General features: G+C 44.1%; 21 protein-coding genes and 1 pseudogene. 10 read left to right on the top strand and 12 right to left on the bottom strand.

All coding sequences use genetic code 11. From position 1 onward, the window contains the following. The first annotated feature begins 217 nt into the window (after positions 1 to 217). Positions 218 to 697, top strand: coding sequence for a Cys-tRNA(Pro) deacylase (ybaK, locus tag PUN35_RS08095; RefSeq protein ID WP_014479511.1), 480 nt, complete (start codon positions 218 to 220; stop codon positions 695 to 697). Between the two features lie 39 nt (positions 698 to 736). Here ybaK and PUN35_RS08090 read toward each other — a convergent pair whose 3' ends face one another. The 4 genes from PUN35_RS08090 to cotT all read right to left on the bottom strand — a co-directional run bounded on the left by PUN35_RS08090 (position 737) and on the right by cotT (position 3,287). Continuing rightward, positions 737 to 931 carry a DUF4177 domain-containing protein gene (locus PUN35_RS08090; RefSeq protein ID WP_003232825.1) on the bottom strand — a complete coding sequence of 65 codons (195 nt, stop codon included), beginning with the start codon at positions 929 to 931 and terminating at the stop codon, positions 737 to 739. Between the two features lie 131 nt (positions 932 to 1,062). After that, positions 1,063 to 1,392 (bottom strand): YjdJ family protein, encoded by a 330-nt coding sequence (locus PUN35_RS08085; RefSeq protein WP_014479512.1) that lies wholly within the window; start codon positions 1,390 to 1,392, stop codon positions 1,063 to 1,065. A gap of 548 nt (positions 1,393 to 1,940) precedes the next feature. Continuing rightward, positions 1,941 to 2,921 (bottom strand): heme o synthase, encoded by a 981-nt coding sequence (cyoE, locus tag PUN35_RS08080; RefSeq protein ID WP_031600393.1) that lies wholly within the window; start codon positions 2,919 to 2,921, stop codon positions 1,941 to 1,943. A gap of 132 nt (positions 2,922 to 3,053) precedes the next feature. After that, entirely contained in the window at positions 3,054 to 3,287 is a 234-nt protein-coding gene (gene cotT / locus PUN35_RS08075) for a spore coat protein CotT (RefSeq protein ID WP_014479515.1), read from the bottom strand. A 253-nt stretch (positions 3,288 to 3,540) separates the two neighbouring features. On the opposite strand from cotT, the gene pdaC reads away from it, so the two are divergent. Continuing rightward, on the top strand, positions 3,541 to 4,944 hold the full coding sequence (gene pdaC, locus PUN35_RS08070) for a peptidoglycan-N-acetylmuramic acid deacetylase PdaC (protein WP_014479516.1): 1,404 nt from the start codon (positions 3,541 to 3,543) through the stop codon (positions 4,942 to 4,944). Positions 4,945 to 4,983: 39 nt separating this feature from the next. On the opposite strand, the gene PUN35_RS08065 is transcribed toward pdaC, so the two are convergent. Both PUN35_RS08065 and PUN35_RS08060 read right to left on the bottom strand, forming a co-directional pair. After that, positions 4,984 to 5,457 carry a YjfA family protein gene (locus PUN35_RS08065; protein WP_014479517.1) on the bottom strand — a complete coding sequence of 158 codons (474 nt, stop codon included), beginning with the start codon at positions 5,455 to 5,457 and terminating at the stop codon, positions 4,984 to 4,986. A gap of 123 nt (positions 5,458 to 5,580) precedes the next feature. Next, positions 5,581 to 5,748, bottom strand: coding sequence for a YjfB family protein (locus PUN35_RS08060; RefSeq protein WP_014476499.1), 168 nt, complete (start codon positions 5,746 to 5,748; stop codon positions 5,581 to 5,583). Positions 5,749 to 5,874: 126 nt separating this feature from the next. Between PUN35_RS08060 and PUN35_RS08055 the strand changes: the two genes are divergently transcribed. Next, a complete protein-coding gene (locus PUN35_RS08055; protein WP_014479519.1) occupies positions 5,875 to 6,774 on the top strand; it encodes a DUF2268 domain-containing putative Zn-dependent protease in 900 nt (299 codons plus the stop codon). A gap of 9 nt (positions 6,775 to 6,783) precedes the next feature. Here the strand turns inward: PUN35_RS08055 and PUN35_RS08050 are convergent, their stop codons facing one another. Both PUN35_RS08050 and PUN35_RS08045 read right to left on the bottom strand, forming a co-directional pair. Beyond that, positions 6,784 to 7,182 carry a ribosomal maturation YjgA family protein gene (locus tag PUN35_RS08050; RefSeq protein WP_033881521.1) on the bottom strand — a complete coding sequence of 133 codons (399 nt, stop codon included), beginning with the start codon at positions 7,180 to 7,182 and terminating at the stop codon, positions 6,784 to 6,786. Between the two features lie 100 nt (positions 7,183 to 7,282). Beyond that, entirely contained in the window at positions 7,283 to 7,858 is a 576-nt protein-coding gene (locus PUN35_RS08045; protein ID WP_014479521.1) for a YjgB family protein, read from the bottom strand. A gap of 145 nt (positions 7,859 to 8,003) precedes the next feature. Between PUN35_RS08045 and fdhF the strand changes: the two are divergent. The 4 genes and pseudogenes from fdhF (at position 8,004) to PUN35_RS08025 (ending at position 13,056) form a co-directional block, all read left to right on the top strand. Then, positions 8,004 to 10,961: pseudogene (gene fdhF, locus PUN35_RS08040) on the top strand (formate dehydrogenase subunit alpha). Then, positions 10,954 to 11,514 carry a helical membrane plugin domain-containing protein gene (locus PUN35_RS08035; protein WP_014479524.1) on the top strand — a complete coding sequence of 187 codons (561 nt, stop codon included), beginning with the start codon at positions 10,954 to 10,956 and terminating at the stop codon, positions 11,512 to 11,514. The pseudogene fdhF and the gene PUN35_RS08035 overlap by 8 nt, the downstream one beginning before the upstream one ends. A gap of 196 nt (positions 11,515 to 11,710) precedes the next feature. Further along, entirely contained in the window at positions 11,711 to 12,355 is a 645-nt protein-coding gene (locus PUN35_RS08030; protein ID WP_014479525.1) for a DUF4352 domain-containing protein, read from the top strand. 74 nt (positions 12,356 to 12,429) lie between these two features. Continuing rightward, the gene (locus tag PUN35_RS08025; RefSeq protein WP_072592527.1) at positions 12,430 to 13,056 is read left to right on the top strand and encodes an NUDIX hydrolase; all 627 of its coding nucleotides are present in this window, start codon (positions 12,430 to 12,432) and stop codon (positions 13,054 to 13,056) included. A gap of 30 nt (positions 13,057 to 13,086) precedes the next feature. Here the strand turns inward: PUN35_RS08025 and PUN35_RS08020 are convergent, their stop codons facing one another. Next, positions 13,087 to 13,365 (bottom strand): hypothetical protein, encoded by a 279-nt coding sequence (locus tag PUN35_RS08020; protein ID WP_003232791.1) that lies wholly within the window; start codon positions 13,363 to 13,365, stop codon positions 13,087 to 13,089. Between the two features lie 390 nt (positions 13,366 to 13,755). Here PUN35_RS08020 and yjiB point away from each other — a divergent pair, with 390 nt between their 5' ends. Together yjiB and PUN35_RS08010 are read left to right on the top strand one after the other, a co-directional pair. Then, entirely contained in the window at positions 13,756 to 14,946 is a 1,191-nt protein-coding gene (yjiB, locus tag PUN35_RS08015; protein WP_014479527.1) for a monooxygenase YjiB, read from the top strand. A gap of 22 nt (positions 14,947 to 14,968) precedes the next feature. Then, entirely contained in the window at positions 14,969 to 16,147 is a 1,179-nt protein-coding gene (locus PUN35_RS08010) for a glycosyltransferase (RefSeq protein ID WP_014479528.1), read from the top strand. A gap of 40 nt (positions 16,148 to 16,187) precedes the next feature. On the opposite strand, the gene PUN35_RS08005 is transcribed toward PUN35_RS08010, so the two are convergent. Beyond that, positions 16,188 to 16,376, bottom strand: coding sequence for a DUF8096 family protein (locus PUN35_RS08005; protein ID WP_003232781.1), 189 nt, complete (start codon positions 16,374 to 16,376; stop codon positions 16,188 to 16,190). Between the two features lie 173 nt (positions 16,377 to 16,549). Here PUN35_RS08005 and PUN35_RS08000 point away from each other — a divergent pair, with 173 nt between their 5' ends. Next, entirely contained in the window at positions 16,550 to 17,362 is an 813-nt protein-coding gene (locus PUN35_RS08000) for a uroporphyrinogen-III synthase (RefSeq protein WP_014479529.1), read from the top strand. 45 nt (positions 17,363 to 17,407) lie between these two features. On the opposite strand, the gene PUN35_RS07995 is transcribed toward PUN35_RS08000, so the two are convergent. Then, a complete protein-coding gene (locus PUN35_RS07995) occupies positions 17,408 to 18,160 on the bottom strand; it encodes an ABC transporter permease (protein ID WP_003232776.1) in 753 nt (250 codons plus the stop codon). Beyond that, on the bottom strand, positions 18,160 to 18,912 hold the full coding sequence (locus tag PUN35_RS07990) for an ABC transporter ATP-binding protein (protein ID WP_003232774.1): 753 nt from the start codon (positions 18,910 to 18,912) through the stop codon (positions 18,160 to 18,162). Before PUN35_RS07990 ends, PUN35_RS07995 begins: the two co-directional genes overlap by 1 nt. Between the last annotated feature and the right edge of the window lie 57 nt (positions 18,913 to 18,969).

Genomic DNA, 18,969 nt, shown 5'->3' with positions numbered 1-18,969 from the left:
CTTTATTTTCCATTCATACAAATTGTATGTGGGAGTTATTTGTTCATTCCTGTTTTGTTCCATGTAGACTAATAATGGGCTATAGGCGTCCAAGGAAATCAATTTGTCCTTTCGTTGATTCAATGCTAGTAACCTTGAAAATGCAGGTTAGGATGATAGAATTTACTTATTACTGCAAGAAGTTAGATATACATCATTTTGATAGTGGGTGAAAACAATGGCGAAAAAAATGGCAAAAACAAATGCGGTTCGTCTGATAGAACAGCAGAACATCTCTTATGAGGTATTAGGGTATAAAACAGACGGCCAGCCGGTAGATGGCATCTCTGTTGCGGAAAAAATCGGTTATCCTTTGAAATATGTATATAAAACGTTGGTTGCAGCAACAGGAACAAATCATTATTATGTCTTTGTTGTACCCGTTGCAGAAGAGTTAGATGTAAAAAAGGCAGCAAAGGTGACAGGGGAAAAGAAAATAGAAATGATTGCAATGAAGGAGCTATTAGCGGTAACTGGCTATCTTCGCGGCGGCTGCTCGCCAATTGGCATGAAAAAATTGTTCCCGACCTATATTGATGCATCTGCAGAAGCGCTTGATTTTATTATTGTCAGTGCAGGGAAAATCGGTATGCAGCTAAAGTTGGCGCCACAAGATTTAGCCAGATCATGTGATGCCGCATTTGCAGAAATTGTATAGATGCAGATATAGGGGAACGAAAAAGCTTAGTCATATCGACTAAGCTTTTTCCGCATCCCTTTCAAATATGATTTCAAAATAAGCAGCTGCCCCATACCCATCTATACTGGGAGCGAAAATCTGAACGAATCTCCAGCCTCTTTTCGCATAATCATGGATGATTTGCTGGTAGTCTTCTTTAGGCCTTCTTCTCATCGTACTCAGCTCAACTCTTACGAATTCATATTCTTTCATCGTTTGATCCCTCCTATTAAGGTATACGTAAAATGGAGCGAGAAGTTCCGAAAACCTAGGTTAAGGTCTGCCTCACTAAACACAGAAACATCTTGAAGAGTTAAGGGGCTATAAAAACGAATTTCACCGGGTCAGCAGTCCAAATGAATCTCTTGCTTATTGCATTTGACTGAGTATATAAGTAAAAAAAGAGCGGCCAGAACATATAAGAAGGAGATGATCATTAACGCACTCATAACAGGGTAGTATTTAGCGGAGTAGATGAAAAAATCAAGCTGTGAAATTTGTTTGGGGCTGCTGACGGCATCAATTCCATTTAGCAGTTTTGAGAGTTTAGCAGTATAGTTCCAATCAAATCGATCTGAAACAAGCTCGCTTCCTTGATACCAATTAACAGCAGCTAAAAACAGAAATACCATAATAGAAAATCCAAGCTGAACAACTAAAAATATTCCCTTCACTTTTGTATGACCTCCAAATCTATGAATATGGGAAAATCAAACAATATATTACCACCGTATGGGTTATTCTTGCAATTTCACTTTCACTTTCATACAACTCAAACGCAAGTCTATTTTTTTGTTTGTTTTTGGCTTATAATACCTGATGATGGAAAAAGAGTGCGGGTTTATAGATTAGAGAAACAAATGTATTTCTTAGCATTTTTTATTTGTGGAGAGAGTATAGAAGCATTCGATTAGATCTGCTTTTTCACAGAAACGCTTTTCATCTGTTTGCCTGAGCTTTACAATTGGCTGGCAAAAAAACAATGATTTCTTTCAATCAAAACATGCAACGATGCGACATATTTTATATCTTGATGACTTATCTCATTGCCTTTAAGTCATTCTATCGAGAAAGCGATGGTATGCGCATAGCTGATAGCTGGATTTTGAGTGAGATTATACGATTTTTGATTTGCATGGCTGTGTTTTTTGCCATGACATTTCTATTAGATGCTGTTTTTCCAAACAAAAAAGAGTCACATTAATGTGTGGCTCTTTTTGCATCATCTGATCAGAAACATCATAAATGAATCGATCATCATGATGAAGAACAGCAAGCAAAAATAAATAAGCGAGTAGACAAACATATCCTTTGCCCACTTCACGTCATCGTCTGTTTTGAATCCTTTGATGCTTTTTTTGATCCATATGCCTCCGAGAACCAAGGCGGCTAAGAAATAAAATGGGCTTATATGGCCGGTGCCTAGAGAGAAAGGAAATAATAGCGTGACCGGCACCAGGACGGCAATATATTGCATCATTTTTATTTTTGTTACATGATTGCCTTTGACTACTGGCAAGAGCGGAACGCCAGCAGCGCGATATTCCTCTTTGCGTCTTATCCCAATCGCCCAAAAATGCGGCGGCTGCCACAGAAACATAATCGTGTACAACAGCACTGCTGTCATACTGAAGTCACCGGTTACGGCACAATACCCCATCAATGGCGGCGCAGCTCCTGGGAAGCTCCCGACAAATGTGCTCCACACAGACGTTCGTTTCACCCATACCGTATAGATGATCGCATAAAAAATAAAGGCGGCCAGTCCGAGATAGGCCGTTAATGGATTGAGGGAATAAAGCATGGCAAGGCCTGCGATCCCTAAAACAGAGCCATATGTTAAGATCATGGCTGGCGGCATTTTCCCTGTGACCGAGGCCCTGCTGCGAGTGCGTGCCATTTTTGCGTCCATATGCCGATCAAAATAGTTGTTATAGACAGTGCCGGAAGCCATCACAAACGCGGTTCCCAACATTGCTGTTACCATTGTCATCAAAAAAGCCAAGCCGGTTAACGTTTTTTCTGCGCTTGCAAACGCGATCCAAAACCCGCCGAAGGCTGCTATCGAGTTTGATATGATAATGCCGGGCTTTGCAAGTTTGATAAAATCGTAAATGGTTACCCGGTGCGAAGCTTTTATGTATTTTGTTTCAGATATGGCTGCAGAATCTCTTGTATTCTCCAAAAATAGACGCCTCCCCATAAAACTGCATGCTTTTGTTATCGTAACAAGAGGGATACGGAATCACAATTATTTCCTATATTTGTCATGATATTGTCATTTTTAAAATAAAAAAATGGGGAGCTGGACTGCCCCCATTTTGATATGCGGCGACTAGTAACCGTAACCTCCGCCATATCCTCCGCCATAACCGCCGCCGTAACCGTACCAAGGGTAGTAAGGCGGGCGCGGGCGCGGGTAGTAATAAGGCGGGCGCGGATAAAACGGGTAGAACGGATAATAATAAGGCGGATAAAATGGCCGTCTCGGACGCGGATAATAATAAGGCTGTCTTTCATCATAAGGGGTAATTTGTTCAAATGGCTGTTCATTCAAAGGATAATCCAAGAGGAAAACCTCCCTAGCTTTTTTTATTCCTTTTACCATATTCTTGATGCTTAAGTTGGGTGTATGTACATTCATGAAACTCGGTTTTTTTTATGATGAAATTCCTTAAAAAGGATTGACATGAACTTCTAAATCTCATAGTATTACAAATGTGAAATAAATGTTACTACAATGTTACAAAAACATTTCTAAATAGATACAGTTTCAACTGATGAAGAGTAAATCGAAATGGCTACGAAAGAAGGAGTTTTTGTTGTTGGCAAAAAGAATCAAATGGTTTCATGTATTAATAGCAGTTGTATGTGTGGTGGGCCTTATCGGCTTTTTCCATAATCATTCATTGAAAAAAGAAACGGTCATGAATAAAGTAAGAACTGATTCTCAATATGGGAATGTTGAGATCGCAACGCTTGTGCATGACGGGAAAACTTTTAATTACGCGGTTAACTATCCCGTTTTCAAAAATGAAAAAATGGATTCGGCATTAAAAAGATTCGCAGAAAAAGAGGTTCGTCAATTTCAAAAGGAAACAAAAGACGTTGACCAAGAGCATACGACAAAACGCAACGAATTAAATGTTGATTATAAAATTGTCCATTATGCCAAACAGACAGTGGCGATTGTATTTAATGAATATAAATACATCGGCGGGGCACACGGGCAAACCGTGAAAAAAACGTTTAACTATGATTTTAGTAAACAAGCGTTTCTTTCCATTGATGATATTTTCAAAGAGGACGCTGACTACATACATAAGCTTTCGTTAATCGCTTATCACGAGCTGAAAAAGAATAAGGACATTGCCGCGGACGATGCGCTGTTAAAGGAAGGGACGGCTCCGAAAGTAGAAAATTTCAGCCGCTTTGCCATCAAGGAGGATTATATCGAACTTTACTTTGACACATATCAGGTTGCAGCAGGCTATCTTGGAGAGCAATCGATTGCCATTAAGAAAAGTCTTTTGAAAGACATTCTGAAAGAACAATATATTGATAAAGCAAAAAATAAAAATAAAATCAAAGAACAAAAGCCGAAGCATGAAGTGATTTCTTTACCCAAAGAGGAAACGGTTGATCCAAATCAAAAAGTCATTGCGCTTACTTTCGACGATGGCCCGAATCCTGCGACAACAAATCAGATTCTAGACTCCTTGAAGAAATATAAGGGTCATGCCACGTTTTTTGTTTTGGGGAGCAGGGTTCAATATTATCCGGAAACGCTAATAAGAATGCTGAAAGAAGGAAATGAGGTGGGGAACCATTCATGGAGCCATCCGCTTCTCACAAGGCTTTCAGTGAAAGAAGCTTTAAAGCAGATCAATGATACGCAAGACATCATTGAAAAAATAAGCGGATATCGTCCGACGCTTGTAAGACCCCCATACGGCGGCATTAATGATGAACTGCGGAGTCAAATGAAAATGGATGTTGCGTTATGGGATGTTGACCCGGAAGATTGGAAAGACCGTAACAAAAAAACAATTGTTGACCGTGTCATGAATCAGGCGGGAGATGGAAGAACCATTTTGATTCACGATATTTACCGCACCTCTGCTGATGCGGCCGATGAAATTATAAAAAAGCTCACCGATCAAGGCTATCAATTGGTGACAGTTTCTCAGCTTGAAGAGGTTAAAAAACAAAGAGAAGCGAAATAAATTAAAAAAGGCTGTCCGTACGGACAGCCTTTTTTCTATTTAATAAGAGCCTGTGGTGGCCCAAACATTTAAGTTTGGTCCTGAATACTTGCCGAAAGCGTAAGAAGTCCTTGGATCTAAATCATATACCATCGGTGTATAGCAAGACTTTTGGCCGGCCACCGCTTTTCCATTGCCGCCTGCAGAATCACAATTATATCTCTTTCCGTCCGTGTTTCGGGTAATCTCCGCATTTGCTTCAAAGCCAGACGTCAATGTATTATTCATCGTGATTTTTGCCCAAGCCGTTTTACATGTACTGCTGAATTTAAGCTCGACTACTCCGATGACTTGATTGCTGGCATTCACTAAGTTTGAGGATTTTTTTGTAGAGCCGGTGGACGCACAATCATTGTAATAAGGGCTTTTTCCATCGTAGGCATGGGTTTCCGCCTTGGCGGGTGCACCTTTGACGGCAAAAACAAATACTACTGCGAATAACACCAATGAAGCCTTCATAAACAGTCTTTTCAATTTATGACCTCCTTAATATGGCAAACAAAAATCATATGGAGGAACAATCAAAACATGCATGCTTTTTTGTGAACAATAAAGGCGGCCGGGAGGATGGAGTTCTTGGCCGCCTCTGGTATGAGGTTATGCTTTTACATCAATGGTTTGCCCGAGAGTCGGATGTTGAATCATCTTTAAGGTTTGATCGGCATTTTGCTGGGCGGTGTCCAGCATTTTTTTCGTTAAAGCAATATTTACATTCTGGGCAAGGGATGCTTGATGCATCGCAACCGATAAAGCAGGGATATCCATGGTTCCACCTCCTATGCCTTACCTATCGGTGGCTTTGTATCATTTTACAGTGAAAAATGGCTTAATTTTCGCTGTTGACCCTTACGCTGCGGCATATCGTATGTTTTTGACAAGGAGGGAATCAGGATGAATCTTGTCATGGAAAAGACCTTTGAGCAATACGAAAAGCTGTTTTCAATGAAAGAACAGAAAAGAGAAGATGAATTTCGGTATACGATGATGAGGCCGTTTGAAAAGATGTGGACCGCCATCCAAGTTCCGCTGAAAGCGAAGGAGCCAAACGGCTATGATGTGATCATGGCTGCGAAAATGCTGGGCTATTTGGATGTCCGTGATGCTGAAAGCGGGCAGAAAGCACTGCAAATACTGAAAGAATCACATGTTTCAGAGACAGCTGAGTCTGCACTTCGGCAATGCATATTTTTTGCTGAGCGCGAACAGCTGCGGGTGAATGCAGAGGAGATCAAATTCGGCCTTTATATCGCTGATCCAAATAAACTTCAGCTGCAAAAAGGCTACTGCGGGTTTGGCGGGATACCGGGCTTTATTCATGTATGGATTGATCCGAACCGTTATAACCTGCCAAGGATTCCTTCCATTATTGCTCATGAGTTTCATCATAATGTGCGGTTTTCGTATATAGATTTTCATCATGGCTCTGTAAGTGTCGGGGATTATCTTGTGATTGAAGGATTGGCGGAATCATTCGCCAGAGAGCTGTTTGGTACGGAACGATTGGGCCCTTGGGTAACTCGTTTTGATCATGAGGACTTGCAATATTCCATTGATGTGATTAATGAGGTGCTGGATGTGAAAGGATTTTCGGAAGTCAGCCGTTATATGTTTGGTGATCCAATTGCTAACGATCAAGGCTTTAAGCCTGCTGGTTTATCGGCTTTTGCAGGTTATGCAGTTGGCTATCATGCCGTTCAGTCATTTATGAATCAACATCACATGACGATAAGCGAGGCCACGCGTTTGGATGCGAAGACCATTCTTTCTCAGTGCGGATTGTTTTCCAAATGAAAAAAAGCGTCACATACAGCGGCGCTTTTTGATTCCCAAAACCAGCAGTTCTATGGCGGCACAGGCGGCAATTCCGATTGTATATGCTTCGATATCGCTCCATAAAAAACCGTACCCCAGTACAAGCCCGCCAAGAGAAGTATCCCTAATCTGGTCGATCCATTCGGCATGATAGAGCTGGCTGAATTCAATGACAAAACAGAAAGAAAGACTGATAATGCCCGTTATCATTGTCTTCAGCTTCCGAAATAGAAATCCGCATCCCGTAAAGATCATAGCGGCCCACAACGAGTCTCCCAGATAAGTATTGAGGGTATCAGGAAGAACACTGGAGAATGCTCTGGATCCAAGCCCCAGCCCAATGATCAGTACGGTGAAAACTGCATATATCCAACGATTTCGAATCATTGCGAATTGATACCCCGTCTCTTTTTCATCTCCCTGTATTGTAAGGAATATATCTTTTATTTGTCCACTAAAAAAGCGGCTGAATAGCCGCATAGGGTGTTTATTTTGCTTTTAGGTTTACATGGTCGGCTGTCTGATCCGTGCCTATTACAAAATGGAGTTCATAGTGGCCTGTATCATATACATAATCGATTTCATCGGTAAACGGGACGGTTAACACCCGATTTGCTGGTCCTAATTGCTTCTGCAGTACTTCCGGCGTAACTCCGCCTAAATTCAGCTGCCGTTCCACACCGGTTCCAAAGTAGCGGATTTCTGAAATTGTCATGTCTTTATGATAGGAAAATCCGTAGCCCGGCTGTCCCATATTCCAGTGATATAAATCAAAGCGATTGTCTCCCCCGACTGGTCTTTCCGGTTCCCCAAACGCAGCGTGGACATCCCCTTTTGTGCTTTTGTTAATGGTAAGGCCTTGCGCCTGCTGAGGCATTTCCCCTTTATAGGCGGTGTTATAGAGGTTTTTGACAAGCTCGGCGGCTGATTGATTCGTGTTTTCTGAGAGCGTGTTTGTTTGAGCTGCGGCCTTTGCCGGTGCTGAAAAGGACGCAGCCCCAAAGCCGGTAAAACAGCTTGTTACTGCTGCCGCCGCGGTAATAGCAGACATTGTCTTTTTCATGTTAATCCCTCCTAATTGATCTACCATTCCGTTTCCCCGTGTTTTTGCAACGAAACATGTGAGTGCGCTTTGTATGTTTTATTGAGTTGTTGTAAGGGAACTGAAATAGGTAATTCGGTATATAAAGCAAGAAAGGGGAATGGAGATGCCTGGCAAGAAAAAAATCACAATAAACGGCGTTGAAATGGAAGCGTCCGAGGAACAGACGGTGCTGCAGCTTTTGAATAACAGCTCGATTGAAGTGCCGCAAGTTTGCTATCATCCAAGCTTAGGGCCGATTGAGACATGTGATACGTGCATCGTCAGCATCAATGGTGAGCTGAAGAGGTCGTGCTCCGCTGAATTAAAGGATGGGGATGTCATTGATACGCTCTCACCTGACGTGAAAAAAGCGCAGGTCATCGGGATGGACAAGATTTTATATAATCATGAGCTTTATTGTACAGTTTGCGATTACAACAATGGGGGATGCGAAATACATAATACGGTGAAGGAAATGAAAATCAATCACCAAAGCATTCCGTTTGATCACAAGCCATACCATAAGGATGAATCCCATCCGTTTTATCGGTATGATCCAGATCAATGTATATTGTGCGGACGCTGTGTTGAAGCATGCCAGGACGTTCAGGTAACTGAAACGCTGACCATTGACTGGGAGCGGAAACGCCCGCGCGTCATTTGGGATAACGACGTGCCGATCAATGAGTCGTCATGTGTGTCATGCGGTCATTGTTCAACGGTCTGTCCGTGCAACGCGATGATGGAAAAAGGAATGGAAGGGGAAGCCGGATATTTAACAGGCATCAATAACGAAACGCTGCGACCGATGATCGAGATCACGAAAGGCGTAGAGACAGGCTACGGCTCGATTCTCGCCATTTCTGATATGGAATCGGCCATGCGTGATGAACGAATCAAAAAAACGAAAACCGTCTGCACGTATTGCGGCGTCGGCTGCAGCTTTGATGTCTGGACAAAGGGCAGAGACATTCTGAAAGTAGAGCCGCAGGAGGAAGCGCCTGCCAACGGCATTTCTACTTGTGTAAAAGGCAAGTTCGGCTGGGATTTCGTCAACAGCGAAGAACGCCTGACAAAGCCGCTGATCCGGGAAGGCGACCATTTCCGTGAAGCAGAGTGGGAGGAGGCGTTATTGCTGATCGCCAGCAAGTTCACTGAATTAAAAGAGGCGTTTGGCCCGGATTCTCTCGCTTTTATTACATCTTCTAAATGTACAAATGAAGAATCCTATCTTATGCAAAAGCTGGCCAGAGGGGTCATTGGCACAAATAATGTGGACAACTGCTCCCGCTATTGCCAATCTCCTGCGACTGCCGGCCTGTTCCGGACAGTCGGCTATGGCGGTGATTCAGGATCAATTACAGATATCGCGCAAGCGGACCTTGTTTTGATTATCGGTTCGAACACGTCTGAGTCGCATCCAGTCTTATCCACTCGCATTAAACGGGCTCATAAGCTAAGAGGGCAGAAAGTGATCGTCGCGGATATCAGAAAACACGAAATGGCAGAACGCTCCGATTTATTTGTCCAGCCGCGTGCCGGATCGGATATCGTCTGGCTGAATGCGATCGCCAAATATTTAATAGAAAACGGCTAGGCCGATGAACGATTTTTGAGAGAAAGAGTGAACGGACGGCATGAATATGTAAAAAGCATCGCGCCGTACACACTTGAATATGCTGAGGAGAAAACCGGGATTGATCAAGAAACCCTTATCCAAATGGCAGAGATGATCGGGCAAGCTGACAGTGTGTGCGCATTGTGGGCGATGGGCGTGACACAGCACATTGGAGGAAGCGACACGAGCACGGCGATCTCTAACCTGCTGCTTGTGACAGGAAACTACGGAAAACCGGGAGCAGGTTCTTACCCATTGCGCGGTCATAATAACGTGCAGGGAGCAAGTGACTTCGGAAGTATGCCTGACAGAATGCCGGGCTATGAAAAAGTGACGGACGAACAAGTCCGCCAAAAATACGAGCAGGCGTGGGGCGTGCCGCTGCCGAAGAAGCCGGGTATGACCAACCACGAAATGATTGAAAAAATACATTCCGGACAGCTGAAAGCGATGTATGTAAAAGGTGAAGAAATGGGCTTGGTGGATTCCAACATCAATCATGTACACGCCGCATATGAAAAGCTTGATTTCTTTGTGGTGCAGGACATTTTCCTTTCACGTACAGCGGAGTTTGCTGATGTGGTTCTTCCTGCGAGCCCAAGCCTTGAAAAAGAAGGAACCTTTACAAACACAGAACGCCGGATTCAGCGTTTGTATCAGGTATTTGAACCGCTGGGTGAATCAAAGCTGGATTGGCAGATTATTATGGAGGTTGCCAATAAGCTTGGCGCCGGTTGGCACTATGAGCATCCTGCAGACATTATGGAGGAAGCAGCCAAGCTGTCGCCGATTTATGCCGGTGTCACCTATAAACGTCTTGAGGGCTATCATTCCCTGCAATGGCCTGTAAACGCTGATGGAAAGGATTCGCCTTTACTCTTTACAGAGCGCTTCCCTTTCCCGGACGGCAAGGCCATTCTCTACCCTGTCCAGTGGACAGAGCCTAAGGAATTCGGTGAGGAATATGATATCCATGTCAACAATGGGCGGCTCTTGGAGCACTTCCACGAAGGGAACCTGACTTACAAATCAAAAGGGATTTCGGAGAAAACACCGGAAGTGTTCTTAGAAATTTCTCCTGAGCTTGCGGCAGAACGAGGGATTCAGGACGGAACCCTCGTCAGACTCACATCGCCTTTCGGAAATGTCAAAGTGAAGTGCCTGATTACTGATCGAGTCAAAGGGAAGGAAGTATATCTGCCAATGAACGATTCAGGGGAAGCGGCGATCAACCTGTTAACAGGCAGCCATGCCGATAAGGATACCGATACGCCTGCTTACAAAGAAACATCGGCCAAGATGGAAATTTTGAAGCACGACGGAATCAGCCCGCTGCCTAAGATCAACCACCGCAACGGCAATCCGCAGCCGCAAATCGGTGTGCAGGTTCATAAGAAATGGGCGCGGAAGGATTATATTTTCCCTGGTGACGCTGTGAAAAGGGGGATGGGCCATAATGGCTAAAGCGATTAAACGAATCCAAAAAATCGAGGTAACAGAAGAGGATCAGCGAAAGCGTGATTTGCGGGAAATTGAAGATGCTCTAGTTGATCACAAAGAAGCGATTCTCGAAACCTTGCATATGCTGGGCCATATGAACGAGCGCGGTGTCCTGCCGTTGCTCCGCGGCCTTTTTGGTCAAGGGGATAAAGTTCTTGATATCCTGGTGAAAAAGGCAGATACAGAGGAAACAGCCAATACGCTGAAAAATCTGCTTCTTCTGTTTGGAACACTCGGCATGCTGGACGTGAAGCAGCTGGAGCCTCTCATTTTGAAAGTGAATGCGGGTGTGGCAAGCGCTGTAGAGCAGAAAAACAGTGAAGAAAAGACAGGTTATTTTGATATTATCCGCTCGCTAAAAGACCCGGAAATCAACAAATCAATTACACTGCTCTTTTCCTTTTTAAAAGGAATGGGACAAGATACAAAGGAGCTGGAACGCACGACGCAGCCTCCGGAACACCAAAAATATCATCAGGAACCCCGAGAGAAAAGGGGAATGAATAAGCGAGATTGACCTCCCGCCCGAGCGGCTTCAGCCAGCTCGGGTTTTTTGATGAAAAGGTCTAATGGACTAGTAAAAAATATTCAAATACTAGGAAGAAGTAAGATTGTGATGAATGAGATAGAAATAATCGTTACTTTCTTACCTGTTAAGAAAAGGAAAAATCTGATTATAATAGAAATCGATTACTTTAGATGGGGGAACAATCATGAAAAAAGTCTTATTACTATTATTTGTCTTGACGATCGGGTTAGCGCTTTCTGCGTGCAGCCAATCGAGCGATGCGTCAGAGAAGGAAAAACCGAAAGAGAAAAAATCGCAAGAAGAGCTTGAAAAGGAACTTGATAAGGAATTGAAAAAAGGCGGTGAGCCGAAGACCAAAAAAGATGATCAAATACATAAAATAGGAGAAACAATTAAAGTAAATGATATTAATTTCACGGTGAATAAAGTGGATCGTGAACAGAAGGGCCAATATGGAGATTTGGGTGGAAAAGACTATGATAAAACAAAAACAGTAAAAGATAATGAAGAGCGGTTAATTATAGAAGTGACCCTAGAATACGTTGGAAAAGGTTCAATGGAATACAACCGATTAGGATTAGATCTGAAAGACAAGAAAAATAAATCAGTTCGCTCAGTCATTTCATTGGAGGATAAAGGAAAAATGTTTTTGGGGGGGAATCTGGCGTCAGGAAAAAAGGTGACAGGAGTAGTTAGTTATGTAATACCCAAAGGGGAACAGAAAAATTACACATTAGTGTATAACCCTTTTTTAATAGATACTGGAAGTGATAGAATTGAAGAAAGCGCAAAATACAATATAGATTATTTGATAAAATTAGAAAAATAGCATTAAAAAAAAGCACGTTTTCATCAGGGAAGAAGCGTGCTTTTTTTATAGTGACAAATAATGTGAAGGGGAGAGTGATAAAAGTGCAAACCAAATGGCTGGAACGGGCACAGCGGATTCAAGCGATTGCACAGGCTGGGCTTGCTTTTTCCAAGGATGTGTACGACAGGGAGAGGTACGAAGAGCTAATGAAGCTCAGTGCAGAAATGATGGTGGATTACTCACAGACGGACATTGAAGTTATCACTGATTTATGGAATGGGGAGAGCGGCTATCCGACACCGAAAGCGGATGTTCGCGGCGCAGTATTCCGAGAGAATCAGATTTTGCTTGTCCGGGAGAAGCATGATGAGCTGTGGTCGCTGCCGGGTGGATTTTGCGAGATTGGTTTATCGCCAGCTGAAAACGTCGTCAAGGAAATCAAAGAAGAGTCGGGGTACGATACAGAGCCGTCTCGATTGCTGGCCGTGCTAGACAGCCATAAACACTCTCATCCCCCTCAGCCTTATCACTATTATAAAATCTTCATCGCATGCAGCATGACGGGCGGGCAGGGGGAAACAGGGATCGAGACGAATCATGCCGCTTTTTTTCCGGAAGACAGCCTCCCGCCGCTTTCTCCCAAACGAAACACACCCTCACAGCTTAGCATGCTGTTTGACTTTTTGCGCCATCCGGACAAGAAAACGATATTTGACTAAAAAAGAAAGAGCCTGTGGGCTCTTTCTTTTTTATAATGTAATGTGTTTTTCGTTGGCGAGTTTCAGAAGGGTCAAAATAGAATCGGCTTGTTTATGGCCGAGTTTTTGCTTTAATTTGTTTTCTTCAACTAATCGGCTGCCATAAATTTTGACGGAGGCTTTGTCGACGACAGTATGCCAGTTTTCCTGTTTTTTTCCCTCAACAAGCGGTTTTTCATGTCTCTCAGAAAAAGAGAACACAAAGAGTACGAATGCAAGTGAAAGTAGGATTCCGACAACTTGTTTTTTGTAATCAGTCTGTGCTGCCACGTTGTTCTCTCCTTCACCTTTTACCTTCTATTTAATCATAGAACCAAATTATTTTACATAATGGGAAAGTCATTTTTGGAGTTAGTGCATTTGGTTGAAAACAGAGACGTTTTTTGAGCGGAGCGGTGCAATTGAATCCATATTGGATTTGCGTGCTTATGCCTAAGGTCACGTTGTGAGCCAAAACAGCAGTGCAGAATAGAAAAAAATTGAAAGATTATGGTAAGATGAACGAAATTCGAGGGGGAATATATGATGCCTGCATCGAACATCGTGATCGCCTGCCTGCTGTTATCAATTTAATTATTTGTGGTAGTCCCTCTCTTTTTCGAAAGCGGGAGGTGAAGTGGAACATTAATTGCTGAATTCTTTCAAGGGGAGTGACCGTACATGAATGTGTTAAACCGCCGGCAAGCCTTGCAGCGAGCGCTGCTCAATGGGAAAAACAAACAGGATGCGTATCATCCGTTTCCATGGTATGAATCGATGAGAAAGGATGCGCCTGTTTCCTTTGATGAAGAAAACCAAGTGTGGAGCGTTTTTCTTTATGATGATGTCAAAAAAGTTGTTGGGGATAAAGAGTTGTTTTCCAGTTGCATGCCGCAGCAGACAAGCTCTATTGGAAATTCCATCATTAACATGGACCCGCCGAAGCATACAAAAATCCGTTCAGTCGTGAACAAAGCCTTTACTCCGCGCGTGATGAAGCAATGGGAACCGAGAATTCAAGAAATCACAGATGAACTGATTCAAAAATGTCAGGGGCGCAGTGAGTTTGACCTTGTTCACGATTTTTCATACCCGCTTCCGGTTATTGTGATATCTGAGCTGCTGGGAGTGCCTTCAGCGCATATGGAACAGTTTAAAGCATGGTCTGATCTTCTGGTCAGTACACCGAAGGATAAAAGTGAAGAAGCTGAAAAAGCCTTTTTGGAAGAACGAGATAAGTGTGAGGAAGAACTGGCCGCGTTTTTTGCCGGCATCATAGAAGAAAAGCGAAACAAACCGGAACAGGATATTATTTCTATTTTAGTGGAAGCGGAAGAAACAGGCGAGAAGCTGTCCGGTGAAGAGCTGATTCCGTTTTGCACGCTGCTGCTGGTGGCCGGAAATGAAACCACTACAAACCTGATTTCAAATGCGATGTACAGCATATTAGAAACGCCAGGCGTTTACGAGGAACTGCGCAGCCATCCTGAACTGATGCCTCAGGCAGTGGAGGAAGCCTTGCGTTTCAGAGCGCCGGCCCCGGTTTTGAGGCGCATTGCCAAGCGGGATACGGAGATCGGGGGGCACCTGATTAAAGAAGGTGATATGGTTTTGGCGTTTGTGGCATCGGCAAATCGTGATGAAGCGAAGTTTGACAGGCCGCACATGTTTGATATCCGCCGCCATCCCAATCCGCATATTGCGTTTGGCCACGGCATCCATTTTTGCCTTGGGGCCCCGCTTGCCCGTCTTGAAGCAAATATCGCGTTAACGTCTTTGATTTCTGCTTTTCCTCATATGGAGTGCGTCAGTATCACTCCGATTGAAAACAGTGTGATATACGGATTAAAGAGCTTCCGTGTGAAAATATAATAGATAAGGAGACTGGAGATTCATGAAAAAGTACCATATTTCGATGATCAATATCCCGGCGTACGGACATGTCAATCCTACGCTTGCTTTAGTAGAGAAGCTTTGTGAGAAAGGGCACCGTGTCACGTACGCGACGACTGAGGAGTTTGCGCCCGCTGTTCAGCAAGCCGGTGGAGAAGCATTGCTCTATCATACATCCTTGAATATTGATCCTAAGCAAATCAGGGAGATGATGGAAAAGAATGACGCGCCCCTCAGCCTTTTGAAAGAATCACTCAGCATTCTGCCGCAGCTTGAGGAGTTATATAAGGATGATCAGCCTGATCTGATCATCTATGACTTTGTTGCGCTGGCTGGTAAATTGTTTGCTGAAAAGCTTAATGTTCCGGTCATTAAGCTCTGTTCGTCATATGCCCAAAATGAATCCTTTCAGTTAGGAAATGAAGACATGCTGAAAAAAATAAGAGAAGCAGAGGCTGAATTTAAAGCCTACTTGGAGCAAGAGAAGTTGCCGGCTGTTTCATTTGAACAGTTAGCTGTGCCGGAAGCATTAAATATTGTCTTTATGCCGAAGTCTTTTCAGATTCAGCATGAGACGTTCGATGACCGTTTCTGTTTTGTCGGCCCCTCTCTCGGAGAACGGAAGGAGAAAGAAAGCCTGTTGATTGACAAGGATGATCGCCCGCTTATGCTGATTTCTTTGGGTACGGCGTTTAACACATGGCCGGAATTTTACAAGATGTGCATCAAGGCATTTCGGGATTCTTCATGGCAAGTAATCATGTCGGTTGGGAAAACGATTGATCCAGAAAGCTTGGAGGATATTCCTGCTAACTTTACCATTCGCCAAAGTGTGCCTCAGCTTGAGGTGTTAGAGAAAGCTGATTTGTTCATCTCTCATGGCGGGATGAACAGTACGATGGAAGCGATGAACGCAGGTGTGCCGCTTGTCGTCATTCCGCAAATGTATGAGCAAGAGCTCACTGCAAATCGGGTTGATGAATTAGGCCTTGGCGTTTATTTGCCGAAAGAGGAAGTGACTGTTTCCAGCCTGCAGGAAGCGGTTCAGGCTGTATCCAGTGATCAAGAGCTGCTCAGCCGCGTCAAGAATATGCAAAAGGATGTAAAAGAAGCTGGCGGAGCGGAGCGTGCGGCAGCTGAGATTGAAGCGTTTATGAAAAAATCCGCTGTCCCGCAGTAAAAACATAAAAACCGAAATCAATTTGATTTCGGTTTTCTGTTTAAATATTTTTTTTCATCCCGCATCTCCGGCATTCTCTAAGAAATTTTCCGCCTTTTACAGAGCTTTTGAACAGTGTGTAATCACAGTTGTCGCAGCGCCCGCTGCGGGCGTCCGGATATTCATTGAATTCGTAAACAATCGATGTATCGTAGCCTTTTGTTTCATATTCTTCTTTTTTTGTTTCCATGTCGATCCTCCGTTACAAGACGTGTCTGCTGTTTATCTTACAGCAAGCTTCCGGCGTATTCAATGGATTTTAGGAGGTTGGGTTTATCTTGATTTCTCCCTTGGTTTGCGCCAAAATAGCTTTATTAAGCTTATATACATAAAAAGCCTATGCAAAGAGGAGAGGAAACGGGTATGGGAAAAGGGTTACTTGGAAAACGCGTGGCAATCGGTGGCTCACGAAAAACGGAAGAAATTAGTACAATCATTGAAAAACAGGGCGGAATACCTGTCATCCGGCCTCTCCAAGGTACAGTTTACTTAGCAGAGAAGCAGGTGGAGCCGGATTTGCGGACGTTTGCGGAAGAAAAAGCTGACTGGGTCATTTTCACGACAGGCATCGGGTTGGAGACTCTTGTCGATATGGCAGAGAAAATTGGACTGAAAGATGAGTTTCTGCAGGCCATTCGCCAAGCGAAAGCGGCATGCCGGGGATACAAAACGCTGTCTGCGCTGAAAAAGCTTGGAATCACACCGGAAGCTTCGGATGAAGACGGGACAACAAGAGGCTTAATCCGTTCCTTGGAGCCTCACGACTTTTCAGGAAAAACAGTCATGGTGCAGCTTCATGGCGAAAAAGCGCCGGCTCTCATGGCATTTCTTGAAGAAAAAGGCGCGTCTGTCCTGCCGATTCTGCCTTATCAGCACATCCCGCCGGAGGAGGAAACGGTGGAGCAGTTATGCCGAGAGCTGATGAACGATGAGGTCGATGCCGTTTGTTTTACAACGGCCATTCAGGTTCGTTCCCTGTTTGATTTTGCCAAGGGGCGAGGTTATATCAATGAAGTGAAGAAGGTATTCGAAGAACGCGCCATCGCAGCTGCTGTCGGAAAAGTGACTGCTGAAGCACTGCGGGAAGAGGGCATTACGAGACTGCTTGCGCCAGAGATTGAGCGGATGGGTGCGATGATTGTTGAGCTGGCCAAGTATTATGAAGAAAAGGAATAACAAGTACAAAAAGCCGCTTTTCCCTCGGAAAGCGGCTTTTGTCTGTCATTCATTCTGCTTCAGCTGCTGATGAACGGTGAATAATGATGGGTATGTCAGCACGCTTAAGATTACACAAGTCAGCGCGGCTGAGGCCATCGTTGTAAACACGATTAAGAGTTGAAAGCGTACTGCCTGAATCGGGTCCGCGCCGGCTAGAATCTGGCCAGTCATCATGCCGGGAAGCTGGACAAGACCCAGTGTTTTCTGGCTTTCGAGCGTCGGGATCATACTCATTTTCATCGCTGAGGTAAGAATGCGCTGTATGGATTGCTTCGGTGTGCCGCCAAGTGACAATATTAATTGAATTTCTTCTTTGCGAACGCCGACTTCTGAGTTAAGCCGGTTTAGAAACAAACTTGAGAGCACCATCGAATTTCCGATGACCATCCCGCTGATCGGAATGACATATCGTGCCGTAAGCGGAATGATATGAAGAGACAGCAGAATTCCCTGCGTCACAATTTCTACGATTGCTAACGCGGCAAACACCCTCCAAAACGAACCGATAGTATTTTTCTTTCGCTTGATGACATTTTGCGCCGCCACCGCGAGCATTAACAGCACCATCAGCAGGATAAAAACAGGGTGGTCTCCGCGAAAAATCAGCGACAAAACATAACCGATGATAAGCAGCTGCACCGCGGCCCGGATGGTGGCGATGATCATGTCTTTTTCTACACCGGCTTTAAAGGATTTTGATAAAAACAAGGCGATCAAAACAAAGATCATCGTTAAAGAGAGAGAAAGGTAATCCATTACCGAGTGCCTCCCTTCAAAAATTCTTTCGCTGCTTCATGCTGCGGAGCGGAGAAAAATGTGTCGGTTTCAGCGATTTCAAGCAGCCGGCCATCTGCCATAAACCAAATGGTATCGGCTATTCGTTTTGCCTGCTCCATATTATGAGTGACCCACATGACTGTCCATTTTTTCTCTTGATGCTGACGTTTGATCAGTTCTTCAATCTCAAGAGCAGAAACCGGGTCCAAGGCCGATGTGATTTCGTCCAACAATAGAATGGAGGAAGGATTTGAGAGCGTTCTGGCCAGTGACAGTCTTTGCCGCTGCCCGCCCGATAAGTCTCTGGCGCTTCTGTCTAACAACTCTGGCGGCAGCCCTGCAAGCGAAGCCAGCTTTTCAGGAGAGTACAGCTGGGATTGATGCAGCCTTTGTACAAGACTTAAATTGTCACGCACTGTCCCGTCGAGCACGGGAGCCGATTGAAACGCGAGGGCTGCCGTTCGCCTCAGCTCATTGACATTCCATTCTCTGACTTCCTTTCCGTATATGTTGACTTCGCCGCTGTCAGGCGTTCTCATTAAATTACACATAGAAAGGAGGGTGCTTTTGCCTGAGCCGGAAGGACCTAAAACGGCTACGATTGCGCCCTGTTGAATGTCTCCGGTGACATCCTGCAGCACATCATAGGTTTGTCCATCTTGTTTATAGCTTTTTCTGACTGATCTGAAGGAGATGGCTGGTATGTTTTGTGTTTGATCGTTTGCTTCCATTACAATAATCACCTTTCAATATAAGTAGGCTGACATTATATTTAACTATAACGTGAA

The sequence above is a fragment of the Bacillus sp. N3378-2at genome (assembly GCF_033412715.1).
GTDB classification, from domain to species: Bacteria; Bacillota; Bacilli; order Bacillales; family Bacillaceae; genus Bacillus; species Bacillus subtilis.
The sequence above is the reverse complement of the archived record's forward strand: the minus strand, read 5'-3'. Positions and strand labels throughout refer to the sequence as shown.